The organism is Streptomyces sp. 3211.6, from assembly GCF_003634815.1.
GTDB classification, from domain to species: Bacteria; Actinomycetota; Actinomycetes; order Streptomycetales; family Streptomycetaceae; genus Streptomyces; species Streptomyces katrae_A.
In genome coordinates, this window is record NZ_RBXC01000001.1 from 2,685,026 (window position 1) to 2,697,330 (window position 12,305).

13 protein-coding genes are annotated in these 12,305 nt (G+C 71.3%); 3 read left to right on the forward strand and 10 right to left on the reverse strand.

The window, feature by feature from the left end; all coding sequences use genetic code 11:
- Nucleotides 1-93 precede the first annotated feature (93 nt).
- Nucleotides 94-798 carry a DUF4383 domain-containing protein gene (locus BX286_RS12435; protein ID WP_237292815.1) on the forward strand — a complete coding sequence of 235 codons (705 nt, stop codon included), beginning with the start codon at nt 94-96 and terminating at the stop codon, nt 796-798.
- A gap of 9 nt (nt 799-807) precedes the next feature.
- Complete coding sequence (locus BX286_RS12440; RefSeq protein ID WP_045950330.1) at nt 808-1,011, forward strand: zinc ribbon domain-containing protein; 204 nt, start codon at nt 808-810, stop codon at nt 1,009-1,011.
- A 31-nt stretch (nt 1,012-1,042) separates the two neighbouring features.
- On the opposite strand, the gene BX286_RS12445 is transcribed toward BX286_RS12440, so the two are convergent.
- Genes BX286_RS12445 through BX286_RS12460 form a run of 4 tightly spaced genes read right to left on the reverse strand, consistent with a single transcriptional unit; the run spans nt 1,043 to nt 6,319 of the window.
- Nucleotides 1,043-1,702, reverse strand: a complete 660-nt coding sequence (locus BX286_RS12445) for an O-methyltransferase (RefSeq protein WP_079426593.1) — start codon at nt 1,700-1,702, stop codon at nt 1,043-1,045.
- On the reverse strand, nt 1,699-2,532 hold the full coding sequence (locus BX286_RS12450) for an HAD family hydrolase (RefSeq protein ID WP_121014981.1): 834 nt from the start codon (nt 2,530-2,532) through the stop codon (nt 1,699-1,701). The genes BX286_RS12445 and BX286_RS12450 overlap by 4 nt, the downstream gene beginning before the upstream one ends.
- Entirely contained in the window at nt 2,529-5,120 is a 2,592-nt protein-coding gene (locus tag BX286_RS12455; RefSeq protein ID WP_121014982.1) for a phosphoribosyltransferase, read from the reverse strand. The genes BX286_RS12450 and BX286_RS12455 overlap by 4 nt, the downstream gene beginning before the upstream one ends.
- A 23-nt stretch (nt 5,121-5,143) precedes the next feature.
- Nucleotides 5,144-6,319: an HpcH/HpaI aldolase/citrate lyase family protein gene (locus BX286_RS12460; RefSeq protein WP_100863704.1), complete on the reverse strand. Its 1,176-nt coding sequence runs from the start codon at nt 6,317-6,319 to the stop codon at nt 5,144-5,146.
- A 194-nt stretch (nt 6,320-6,513) separates the two neighbouring features.
- Between BX286_RS12460 and BX286_RS12465 the strand changes: the two genes are divergently transcribed.
- Nucleotides 6,514-7,293: a TerD family protein gene (locus BX286_RS12465; protein WP_187344131.1), complete on the forward strand. Its 780-nt coding sequence runs from the start codon at nt 6,514-6,516 to the stop codon at nt 7,291-7,293.
- A gap of 39 nt (nt 7,294-7,332) precedes the next feature.
- On the opposite strand, the gene BX286_RS12470 is transcribed toward BX286_RS12465, so the two are convergent.
- From BX286_RS12470 to BX286_RS12495, 6 genes are all read right to left on the reverse strand, one after another.
- A complete protein-coding gene (locus BX286_RS12470; protein ID WP_079426603.1) occupies nt 7,333-8,082 on the reverse strand; it encodes a Tellurium resistance in 750 nt (249 codons plus the stop codon).
- A 143-nt stretch (nt 8,083-8,225) separates the two neighbouring features.
- On the reverse strand, nt 8,226-9,362 hold the full coding sequence (locus BX286_RS12475; RefSeq protein ID WP_079426604.1) for a DUF475 domain-containing protein: 1,137 nt from the start codon (nt 9,360-9,362) through the stop codon (nt 8,226-8,228).
- Nucleotides 9,363-9,387: 25 nt separating this feature from the next.
- Nucleotides 9,388-9,963, reverse strand: coding sequence for a TerD family protein (locus BX286_RS12480; protein ID WP_079431701.1), 576 nt, complete (start codon nt 9,961-9,963; stop codon nt 9,388-9,390).
- Between the two features lie 151 nt (nt 9,964-10,114).
- Nucleotides 10,115-10,690, reverse strand: a complete 576-nt coding sequence (locus BX286_RS12485) for a TerD family protein (protein WP_042816748.1) — start codon at nt 10,688-10,690, stop codon at nt 10,115-10,117.
- A gap of 125 nt (nt 10,691-10,815) precedes the next feature.
- On the reverse strand, nt 10,816-11,274 hold the full coding sequence (locus BX286_RS12490; RefSeq protein ID WP_045945771.1) for a peroxiredoxin: 459 nt from the start codon (nt 11,272-11,274) through the stop codon (nt 10,816-10,818).
- A 227-nt stretch (nt 11,275-11,501) separates the two neighbouring features.
- On the reverse strand, nt 11,502-11,927 hold the full coding sequence (locus BX286_RS12495; protein ID WP_185117272.1) for a DUF3052 domain-containing protein: 426 nt from the start codon (nt 11,925-11,927) through the stop codon (nt 11,502-11,504).
- Nucleotides 11,928-12,305: the final 378 nt, after the last annotated feature.

Genomic DNA, 12,305 nt, shown 5'->3' on the forward strand with positions numbered 1-12,305 from the left:
GGGTGGCGACGGGGTCCGGTGGGGGAGGAGTTGTCCGGGGCGGGGGTTCGGCGGATGCTGGAGGGTGCCGGGAACGGAAACGAGGAGGGCGTCATGGCTGTCCATGCTTTCCACAGGCCGCGCGAGCGCCGGGCGCCCCCCGCGCGCCCGGAGACGTACGTGCCGCACGCGGCCTACGGGTGCACCGAGCCGCACGAGCACTACGCGCCCTACGTCCCCCACGAGCCCTATGGCCCGCCTCCCGAACGGCACGGTCCGCGGCTGGCGCAGCGCCTGCTGCACCCCGTCAACGCCCGGCTCGACGAGCACCTGCCCACCGACCACAAGCTGAGCAAGGTCTACCGGGTCGGCGCCGGGCTGACCGGTCTGCTCCTCATCGCCTTCGGGATCCTGGGCCTGGTCCACCAGATCGGGTTCTTCGACACCGGCGGCGACACCGTGCTGGCCCTGAACACCAACGGCGCGCTGAGCGTGCTGTCGATCTGCATCGGCATCCTGCTGGCCGCCGGCATGGTGATCGGCGGGACCTTCGCCTCCACCCTCAACATCGTGCTGGGGCTGCTCTTCATCGCCAGCGGGTTCGTGAACCTGGCTCTGCTGGACACCGGTCTGAACTTCCTGGCCTTCAAGATCCAGAACGTGCTGTTCAGCTTCGTCGTCGGCGTGATGCTGATGTGGTTCGGGATGTACGGGCGGGTGGGCAGCGCCCTCCCCCACGACAACCCGTACTGGCGCGCCCGCCACCCCGACGAGGCCGCCCGCGAGGAACGGGCCCGGGGCGGGGCGGCGGCCCGTTAGCCTGTGCGCATGCCTCGTTACGAATACCGCTGCCGGACCTGCGACGACACCTTCGAGGTCAGCCGTCCGATGGCCGAGTCGTCCGCGCCCGCCGACTGCCCCGCCGGGCACGCCGACACCGTGAAGCTGCTGTCCGCTGTCGCCGTCGGCGGGACCAGCAGTGCCCCCGCGCCCTCCGGCGGGGGCTGCTGCGGCGGGGGCGGCTGCTGCTGAGCCCGGACGGGGGGCGGCCGGCCGGCCGGCGCTAGCGCTTGCGGGAGAGGGTGAGGCCGTCCGAGATGGCCAGCAGGACGGAGTCCATGCGGGTGTCCGCCATGGCGTGGTCGTTGAACGCGCGGACGCTCGCGCCCCTGCTGTCCGGGGATTCGTCCAGCACCGTCCCGTGGAAGAGGGTGTTGTCCGTGACGATCAGGCCGCCCGGGCGCAGCCTCGGTACGAGCTCCTCCCAGTAGAGGATCTGGTTCTCCTTGTCGGCGTCCACGTAGGCCAGGTCGATGTGTGGTTCGGCCGGCATGGCCCGCAGCGTGTCGAGGGCGGGGGCGATGCGCAGGTCGATGCGGTCCGCGACGCCGGCCGCCTCCCATGCCTCGCGGCCGTACGCGGTCCACTCCTCCGACACGTCGCAGGCGATCAGGCGGCCGTCGGCCGGCAGGGCCTGGGCCATGGACAGGGCGGAGAAGCCGGTGAACGTGCCGACCTCCACGATGTGCTTCGCGCCCGTCAGCCGGACCAGGAAGGCCAGCAGCGGGCCCTGCTCCTCCGCCGACTGCATGCCCGCGGACTGCGGGAACTTCTCCCAGGTGGTGGTGACCAGCCCCCGCTGGAACTCGTCCAGCGGGGGGTTGTGCGCGAGGACGTAGCGGTAGAGCTCGTCGGTGATCTTGGTGCTGTTGCCCTTGGTCATGCGGTCAGTGTCGCAACCGCCCGCCCGAAAGCGCGGACGATCTCCTCCCCGGCGAGTACCCCGGCCTCGTGCAGCGCGGTCACCGTCGGCGCGGTCCAGCCGGCGTCGGCCAGTTCGCCGTGGCCCGGCCGCCAGGCCCGGCCGGCGGCCAGCAGCAGGTCGGCGTCGAGGAGGGAGTCGCCGGCCGCGAGGGTGGCGGTGGCGCCCGTACGGCGGGCCACCTCGTGCATCGCGGCGCTCTTGGTCAGCGGGCGCGGGACGGCGTAGATCTTGCGGCCCTGGAGCGAGACGGTCCAGCCGCGTTCCTCCGCCCAGCGGGTGAGTGCCTTGAGCCATTCGTCGGGGACCAGTGCCCGCTCGACCACCAGGTAGGCGAAGAGGTCCTCCGCGAGCCGTGCCTTGCGCAGCCACTGCGGGTCGGCCGCGTCCAGCAGGTGCCGGTGTACCTCCTCCAGCGGGGCGCACTCCTCGGCGAGCCGCCGGGCCACCGCGCGCCGCCAGCCCCGGTCGGGCTCCCCGTCCACCAGCAGCTGTCCGCCGTTGGCGCAGATCGCGTACGGGGCCGGGGGGCCGGGGAAGCGGATCCGCTGGTACTGCTTGCGCGTGCGCGTGGTGGTCGGGACGAAGACGGCCGCCGGGTCGGCGGCCAGTGCGGCCAGCAGCGTGGCCGCCGTCTCGGTCATGAAGGACAGCGGCTTGCCCTCGTGCACCTCGACGCACAGCAGCCGGGGGGCCTGCGGGTCGGGCATGGTCAGGCCGAGGGCGGCCGACGAGTAGATGAGCGTGCGGTCGAGGTCACTGGCGACGAGGACGGTGCCTTGGCGGGTCACTGGGCGGCCACTGCCTTTCCGTCGGCGCCGGTGGCGCCGCGCGTGAAGCGGGGGTGGATGAGTCCTACACAGGTGTACGGGAGGCCGTCGACCTCCTCGACCGGAACGCCGCGCTGGGCGGCGAGCAGGCGTACGTGGTCCAGGTCGGAGCCGGCGCCGCGCTGGGCCAGGATCTTCCACGGTACGCGGCGCAGCAGTACGCGGGTGGTCTCGCCGACGCCCGGCTTGACCAGGTTCACGTCATGGATGCCGTACTCCTCGCTGATCCGCTCGACGGCCGCCCAGCCCACCCAGGTGGGGGTGCGGTCGGCGGCGAGGAGTTCCTTGACCTCGGCGTCCACGGCCTCGGCGACCTCCTCGAAGCGGGCGGCCACCGCGTCCACGAAGGCGCCCGAGACGTCGGCGCCGGCCAGCTCGCGGTAGAACTTCGCGCCGTGGAAGTCGTCCGGGCCGACCAGGTCGGACCGCAGGACGGTGCGCGAGACCAGTCCGGAGACGGTGGAGTTGAGGCAGGCGGAGGGGATCAGGAAGTCCTCGCGGGTGCCGTACGTCTGCACGCACGCGCCGGGGTCGGCGAGGACGACGATCTCCGGGTTGAAGCCGGGGAAGGCGGACAGGGCCTCGCGCAGCTCGCGGGTGATGGCGCCCTTGCCGGTCCAGCCGTCCACGAACACCACGTCGGCCGGGTCGTGGTGGGCGGCGAGCCAGCGCAGGGCGTTGGCGTCGATGCCGCGCCCGCGCACGATGGAGACGGCGTAGTGCGGCAGGTCCAGGCCGTGCCGGGCGGCGGCCCAGCGGCGCATCAGCACGCCGACGGGGGTTCCGGCGCGGGCCAGGGAGACCAGCACCGGGGAGGGGGACCGTTCGGCGAGGACGGTCTCGGTGACGGTGCCGACGGCGCGGGCGACCCGGGCCGCGGAGGTGGTCAGGGCGTCCTGGTAGAGCTCCTGGTAGCGCGGGGAGGGCTGGTACTCCACGGGCAGGGACTCCGCGTAGTGCGCGCCGCCGGCCTGGATGGCCTCCTCGCGCTCCTCCGTCGGGGCCTCCAGCTCGACGGCGGAGAGGTCCTGGAGCAGCCAGCCGACGTCCTCGGGGGCGTAGGAGGAGAAGGCGGGCCCGCGCAGGGGCTCCGGCAGGCGCGGCTCGGACATCTTCGGCTCCTGCCGGTGGGGGGTCTCGGGTATGCCGGGCGCGTTCGCGGCGGGGCGGCCGGGCGCGTTCGCGGCGGGTGCGCCCGGGGCGTACGACGGGACGACGGCCAGCACGACGCGGCCGGTGTGCGGGGCCAGGGCTGCGAGCAGCCCGGTGTGCAGCTCGGGGGTGTCCCCGGCGGAGTCCACGACCGCGACGACCGCGTCGAAGCCGGCCCCCGCGACGTTGTAGGCGTAGCGGTCGCCGGGGCCGTCGGCGGGGGCGTCGTGGGCGGGGAAGACCAGGCGGGTGCGGATGGCGTAGCCGGGGTCGTCCACGGCGAGGACGGGTGAGCGGGTGGTCGAGGAGAACCGCACCTCGGCCGCCGCCCCGCGCTCCTCCAGGGCCGCGGCGAGGCGCAGCGGGCCGTACATCAGCTCCTCGTTGCCGAGTACGAGGACCCGCCCGGGCCCCTCGCCCAGCGCGGCCGCCACCTGCCCGGCGAGGGCGGGCAGAGCGGTCTCCAGCGCCGCGCGGTGGCCGGGGGTGAAGCCGTGCCGGCCCCCGTCGGGAACCCCGGCGGGCCACTCCAGGACGACGCGCGCGTACGGGGCGTCAGCCGGACCGGGCGCGGACCGGCGCAGGCCCGCCCCGGCCGACCCCGCGGAGGCCGGCGCGGGAACGGTCCCGGCCGCGCCGGGGGTTTCGTACGCCTCCACCAGGGCCTGCCCCTTGGCCAGGACTCCCTCCGGGAGGGAGACCGTGCCCGAGGCCAGGGCGATCAGGTCCACGCGGGCGCCCAGTTCGGCGGCGAACGCGGTCAGCCGGTCGCGGTCGGCGGCGGAGCGCATGTCGACCAGGGCGACGACCACGTAGTGGCCGCGCGGGTGGCGGGCGTGCAGGTCCCGGATGGTGTTGAGGACGGTGTTGCCGGTGGAGAACTCGTCGTCGACGAGGACCAGCGGCCCGTCCCCCGCCAGCAGCTCCGGGTCCTCGGGCAGCAGCAGGTGCGAGGTGGCGTGCGAGTGGGCCTCCTCGAACCCGCCCGCGGGCCGCACCCCCGGCACCGGGCGGCGCGTGGAGTGCAGGTAGGGGGCCGCGCCCAGGCCGTCGGCGACGCAGTGGCCCAGCCCCGTCGCGGTCTCGGCGTAGCCGAGGACCACCGCGGAGGCCGCGGAGTCGCCGAGCAGCGCCCGGACCCGCTCCCCGAGCCCGTACCCGGCGGCGTACACCGTCGCGGGCGACTGCGGGACGTGCTTGCCCAGTACCTGGGAGACCAGCAGGTGCGCCCGCTTGGGGTTGCGCCGCAGGGCCAGCCCGAGGAGCTTCGTCAGGCTCCCGTCGCCGGGGCCCCCTTCGCCGCCGGTTCCCTCCGCGCCCTCCAGGCGCACGCCGAGCCGCTGCGCGACCCAGGTTCCCGGCCACACCGTGTCGATCGTCTTGCCCTTCATCGTCATCCTCGTCCTCGGCGGCGGGCCGCTCACAGCTGGAGCCCGGCGGTCAGCAGGTCGACGAAGCCGACCTCCTCCTTCGCCACACCGAAGACCTCGGCGCGCAGCATGGTGCGCTCGGCCCAGGCCCGGTGGGGCTTCACCTCGTTCATCTTGTTCGTGTAGGCGGAACGCATCACTCCGCCGCCGTCGCGCTCGGGCCGCAGGATGTCCTGGGCGTCGCAGAACTCCTCGTGGGAGACGACCGACAGCGCGTGCACCGGGGTGACGTGGGCGGGGTGGATGCAGGTCTTGCCGAGCAGCCCGTTGGCCCGGTCGAGCTCGACCTCGCGCAGCAGCCCGTCCAGGTCGTGCTCGATCAGCGCGGTGCGCAGTTCCTCGACGCCCTCCTCCAGGAAGGGGCTGCGGCGCAGCTGCGGCTTGAAGAGGCGCTGCTGGCTGCGGAAGTACTCCCAGACGGGGCCGGTGACGGTGAAGCCGGTGCCGTCGGCGCGGCTGAGGACGTTGACCACGTCGGCGATGACGCCGGCCACGATCTGGACGTCGTACGCGGTCATGTCGGGGGTGCGGCGCAGCCCGTAGACGGAGCAGAAGTCGGTGACGCCCAGGCGCAGGGCCAGGACCCGCTCGCGGGAGCGGTTCACGGTGCGGGAGATGCCGGCGAGGGCCTGGACCCGGGTTTCCAGGTGGAGGAGGTCGGGGGTCTCCAGGACGGGCATGGCGTACAGCCGGGGCAGGCCGCTGACGGCCTCGGCATGGGCCACGGCGTCGAGGAAGGCGGCTCCGCGGCTCTCGTTGAATTTGGGAAGTACGAATCCGGCCAGATTCCGCGCCGACCGGCCGAGGCGGCGCACCAGGTCGGGTATCTGCTCGGGGGTGCGGACGCGGATGAAGAGGAGGGGGAGTTCCCCGGCGCCGGCACCTTCGGCTTCGAGCTCCGCGAACTGCCGGACGAGGTTCTCCTCGCCGTCGACCACGTCGGCGTCGCTGATGGAATCCTCCAGGCAGAGGACCATGGAGACGACGCCCCGGCCGGCCTGCTTGCGGATGTCGGCGGCCAGCCGCGGGCGGGTGGCCGGGCTGTAGAGGGTGGCTCCGAGTGCGGCGGCGAGGGTACGGGCGGGGGAGGCCAGGGTGAACTCGGCGGGTTCCTGGTGGAAGAGGCCCTTCCGGGCTGCGGGCGCTATGTGCCCAAAGTGACGCATGTGCTTCCCCCGTACTGCCTCGGCGGCCCAACTGGCGTGGCCGGTAATAGTACGTACGAACGTGAGTCAAGAGTTCCTCAAGCACATGAAGTTCCGGTAACCCTCTCGCACCATGCCCAGCTCCTCGGCCGGGGACAAGGCCCTACGGGGGGCCGCATTGTTCCCCGCCCGTCCGGGAGGGCAGGATGACGGGCATGACGCACGCGATGCAGAAGGGCTCGAACATCCCGGTGGCCGCCACGGCGGTCCGGGCGGTGCTGCGCTGGACCACCGGGCCCGACGTACCGGACGTGGACGCCTCCGCGCTGCTCGTGGGGGCGGACGGTCGCGTGCGCTCGGACGAGGACTTCGTGTTCTACAACCAGCCCCGCCACCCCTCGGGGTCCGTCTGGCGCCTGGGCAAGAAGCAGGTCGGGGACGGGGTCACGGACGCGGTGCAGGCGGACCTGCGGGCCGTGCCCCCGGTCGTGGACCGGATCCTGGTGGTGGCCTCCGCCGAGGACGTGCCCTTCGAGCAGGTCCACGACCTGCGGATCCAGCTGTACGACGCCTCCCCGGGCGGCGCGCCGGAGCCGCTGGCCCACTTCGACGTGCGGCCGGAGACGGGTGCCGAGACGGCACTGATCTGCGGCGAGCTGTACCGCCGGGGCGAGGGGTGGAAGTTCCGCGCGCTGGGCGAGGGCTACTCCGACGGCCTGGTGGGGCTGGCGACGGACCACGGGATCTCCGTCGACGAGAACGCCGCCGAGGCCGGCGAGAGCGCCGCTGCCGCGCCAGCGCCCTCCGCGGGGCCGGCCGACGACCTGACCGCCGCCATGCGCCCGCCCGCGCCCGCCCCGGTCACCCAGGCGCCGCCTCCCGTCCAGCCCGCCTACGGCTACCCCCAGCAGGTGTCCCCGGTGCCCGTGCCGGCTCCGGGCGGGGACCCCTCGTTCCGGCTGCCGGTGCAGGGCCCCCAGTTCATCCGCCGCTGACGGAGCCGCCAACGGGGGCGCCGGCGGTGCGGGAGGGGCTCAGGCCTTGGTCTTGTAGCCCCGCCCCCACTGGAGCCCCCAGCCGTACAGCCGGTCGAGCTCGGCCTGGAACCCGTACACGAACTTCACCTCGCGGCGGACGATCAGCTCGCCCTTGACGTTCTGCAGGGAGACCACCGCACAGGAGCGGGCCTGCGGGTGGCGTTCCTCCAGCGGGATCTCGATCCTCGGGCCGGCGGTCGGGTAGAGGGTGACCAGGGCGTGGGTGCGGTCGAAGGCCGGGGTCTGGTCATAGATGTAGACGAAGACCAGCAGCCGTTTGATCTGGTCGGCATGGTCGAGGTTGACGTAGAGGGTCTCCCCCGAGGGGGAGCCGAACCGGTCGTCCCCGCTGAGCTTCACGTACGGCGGGTCGTTGAGGTCGCCGAGCAGGTTGCCCAGCGGCTGCACGGCGCCGCGGGTGCCGTCCGTCAGCTCGTACAGGCAGCCCATGTCGAGGTCGACGTTGACCATGCCCTGGGTGTGGGCCTGCACCATGTCGGGCTTGAACAGCTTGAACGGGTGGCGGAAGAGCCGGCCGCTCTGGCCGGAGCCGCCCCCTATGTCCGAGGTGCGCATCCGCCAGGAGAGGTTGACCCGCAGGTTGCCGTGGACGGCCTGCTGTTTGGTGAGCGATACCGTCGGCTGCCGTTTGGTCAGCTCGATGGCGTTCGACGAGGCGTTGCCCGAGTCGAACTGCATGGCGCGGGCGCCCCTGATCCCGTCGAAGAACCCGTCGAAGAACCCCATGTGCCCCAACCCCCCTGGTCGGTCCGTGCGCGGCCGTGCCGCGGATATGCCGCGGGGCGGCCACGCGGTCCCGTGGGATCCGCGCGGCCGCCCCGCCGAAGAAGAGACGGCTCCTGTAGGAGCGTTCCGCAATCAGGGCCGGGTCACACCCCGGCGCTGACCTCCGCCGTCTCCCCGTCGCCGCCCTCGGCCGCCAGCCGCTTGTTGCGGCGCACGGAGGACCAGAAGGACCAGGCGATCAGCACGACGCCGACGAGGCCGGTGATGACCTCGTTGATCTCGTGCTGGATGGTGACGAGCAGGATCACGGCGAGGGCGCCGATGGCGTAGTGCGCGCCGTGCTCCAGGTAGACGTAGTCGTCCAGGGTGCCCTGGCGGACCAGGTAGACCGTGAGCGAGCGGACGTACATGGCGCCGATGCCGAGGCCGAGGGCCATGAGCACGATGTCGTTGGTGATGGCGAAGGCGCCGATGACCCCGTCGAAGGAGAAGGACGCGTCGAGGACCTCGAGGTAGAGGAACATGAAGAACGCGGCCTTGCCGGCCATCGCGACGGCCGAGACGGGCTTGCCGCTCCTCTTGGCGGCTTCCTCCGCCTCGTGCTCGGCCTCCTCCTCTTCCTCGAGCTTGTTCTCGAAGTAGCCGGAGAGGCCGCCGACGATCATGTAGGTGATCAGGCCGAGGATGCCGGAGACCAGGACGGTCTGCGCCTTGTCCACGTGGGCGCCGCCGTGCTGGTGGGCCTGGGTGGCGAAGGTCATCGAGGTGATGACCAGGACGATCAGCGCGATGCACGCGGACAGCATGTCGATCTTGCCGAGCTTGGCGAGCGGGCGCTCCAGCCAGGCGAGCCACTTGATGTCACGGTCCTCGAAGATGAAGTCGAGGAAGATCATCAGCAGGAACATGCCGCCGAAGGCGGCGATGGACGGGTGGGCGTCCGTGACGAGCTGCTTGTACATCTCCTTGTCGGTCATCGCGAGGTCGACCGCGTCGAGCGGTCCGATCTTGGCGCTGATCGCGACGATCACGACGGGGAAGACCAGGCGCATGCCGAATACGGCGATGAGCACGCCGACCGTGAGGAAGATCTTCTGCCAGAAGGCATTCATCTTCTTCAGGATTCCGGCGTTGACCACCGCGTTGTCGAAGGACAGCGAGATTTCGAGGATCGACAGGATCGCCACGATCCCAAAAGCGGTCCACCCCCCGTAGAACACCGCTGCGACCAGACCGAGCGCAGTGACTGCGAACGACCAGCCGAAGGTTTTGAGAACCACTGGCACCCCATCGTCTTGTACGGCTTTACGAAACGTTGACCCCGAAGTCTAGAGCGATGCCCCGCAGCCCCGACGCGTACCCCTGTCCCACCGCCCGGAACTTCCATTCGCCCCCGTAGCGGTAGACCTCACCGAAGATCATCGCCGTTTCGCTGGAGGCGTCCTCGGTCAGGTCGTAGCGGGCCAGTTCCTGGTCGTCCGCCATGTTCACCACACGGATGAAGGCGTTGCTGACCTGGCCGAAGCTCTGCCGGCGACTGTCCGCCTCGTGGATGGAGACCGGGAAGACGATCTTGTCGACCTGGGCCGGGACCTTGGTGAGGTCCACGATGATCGACTCGTCGTCGCCCTCACCCTCGCCGGTGAGGTTGTCGCCGGTGTGTTCGACGGAGCCCTCGGGGCTCTTGAGGTTGTTGTAGAAGACGAAGTACTGGTCGCCGAGCACCCGGCCGTCACGGCAGAGCAGCGCGCTGGCGTCGAGGTCGAAGTCGGCCCCCGTGGTGGAGCGCGCGTCCCATCCGAGCCCGATCAGAACCCGGGTGAGGTTCGGTGCCTGCTTGGAGAGGGAGACGTTGCCCCCCTTGGCGAGTGTGACGCCCATGATGTGGTCCTCCCCGAACGACGTGGTGATGGTGGCCCCGCCACCCGCCTCCATGGTGGCAAAGCCGGTCCGGCGCCGTACACAGAGGTGCACGGCGCCGGACGGACTGACTTTCCCGGGCTCGGACGGCGGCCCGGGCGGCTCGGACGGCTCAGACGTTGACGCCGAAGTCCTGCGCGATGCCGCGCAGACCCGAGGCGTAGCCCTGGCCGATGGCACGGAACTTCCACTCCGCGCCGTTGCGGTACAGCTCGCCGAAGACCATGGCGGTCTCGGTGGAGGCGTCCTCGGAGAGGTCGTAGCGGGCGAGCTCGCTGTTGTCGGCCTGGTTCACCACGCGGATGTACGCGTTGCGGACCTGGCCGAAGCTCTGCTGGCGGCTCTCGGCCTCGTAGATGGAGACCGGGAAGACGATCTTGGCCACATCGGCCGGGACGCCTGCGAGGTTGACCTTGATCGCCTCGTCGTCGCCCTCGCCCTCGCCGGTCAGGTTGTCACCGGTGTGCTCGACCGAACCGTCCGGGCTCTTCAGGTTGTTGAAGAACACGAAGTTCGAGTCGGTGGCGACCTTGCCCTGGTCGTTGGTCAGGATCGCGCTGGCGTCGAGGTCGAAGTCGACACCGGTGGTGGTGCGGGCGTCCCAGCCCAGACCGACGATGACCGCCGTCAGGTTGGGCGCGGCCTTGGTCAGCGAGACGTTGCCGCCCTTGCTGAGGCTGACTCCCACGAGTCCTCCATTGGTATGAGTGAGGGGCGGTGCCCCGCGTGCGTTGCTACCGGATCAACGTTTCGATCCTAGTGACGGGTTCCCGCCCGCAGGCGGGTTTTCACCACGAACCCGTCCGGGGGTCCTCAGAGGCTGTCGAGGGCCTTGATGTACTCGTTCAGGTCACGCGCGTCGGGCAGCCCGTTGACGACGCTCCAGCGCACGACTCCGTCCTTGTCGATGACGAAGGTGCCGCGGACCGCGCAGCCCTTCTCCTCGTCGAAGACGCCGTAGGCGCGGGAGGTCTCGCCGTGCGGCCAGAAGTCGGACAGCAGCGGGTACTCCAGGCCCTCCTGGTCGGCGAAGACGCGCAGGGTCGGCACGGAGTCGTTCGAGACGGCCAGCAGCTGGACGTCGTCGTTCTGGAAGCGGGGCAGCTGGTCGCGCAGCTCGCAGAGCTCGCCGGTGCACACGCCGGTGAAGGCGAACGGGTAGAAGAGCAGCACGACGGCCTTCTCCCCCCGGAAGTCGGACAGCCGCACGGTGGCGCCGTGGTTGTCCTTGAGCTCGAAGTCCGGGGCCTTGGTTCCGACCTCGATCGCCATCTCTCGCATCCCTTCGTTCCTGCGGTCCCGCACGGGGCCGTTCGGGTGAGACCCACCCTAAGGCCGGTCCCGCGGATCGGGCCGCCGGCGGGGCCGTGGCGCGCGCGGCGGGATCGGCCGGCCGGCCCCGGCGGGGCCGGGGGCCGGGCCCGGAACGCGCACACCCCGCCGGCCCCGGGTGATCCGGGCCGGCGGGGTGTGCGTCCCACTTGGCTGCGGGGAGCGGCTCAGCGCTTGGACTTGGCGGCCTTCGGCGTCACCAGCTTGGTGGAGGTCCACTCCTTGCCGACGGGCAGGCCCTTGGCCAGCGAGAGGCCGGCCGTCTCGGCGGCCTCGCTGATGTCGCTGGCCTCCACGTAGCCGTCACGGCCCGTCTTGGGGGTCAGCAGCAGGATCAGTGCGCCGTCCTCGACCAGCTCGGTCGCATCGACCAGGGCGTCCGTCAGGTCGCCGTCCTCGTCGCGGAACCACAGCAGCACCGCGTCGGCGACGTCGTCGTAGTCCTCGTCGGCGAGCTCACTGACGAGGGCCTCGACGGTGTTGCGGAATTCCTGATCGACGTCCTCGTCGTAGCCGATCTCCTGGACCACCTGTTCGGACTGGAAACCCAGCCGGGCGGCCAGGCTCTCCGCGTGGTCCGCGGTCGCGCTCACGGGGTGCCTCCTGCTCATGTTCGGTGAATGTCTTTCGGCGGCGCGCGTACGCGCAGCATTGGGCGTAGTCCACACGGGCGCGGCGGATCGCGCAAGTACCCGGCCGCCGAGACCGTCGAAACGGTGACGATTGCGGCCGTCTCGCCGCAACTTTCAGGCTTCCGGGGTGGGCCACCGGTGATTCATCCCACACCATTCCAGCTCATTCGGCATCGCATGAGGACTTCCTACCTGTTTGAGGGACGAACGGCCTTACGAACCCGGTGATCGCCCTGGGCGTAAGGTTGCGATTTGGCCCCGCCGCGTCCTGGACCGGTACGGCCCGCCCGGCGCTCCTTCCCCGCTCCAGGTGTTACCCAGTGGTAGAGGTGAAGATTC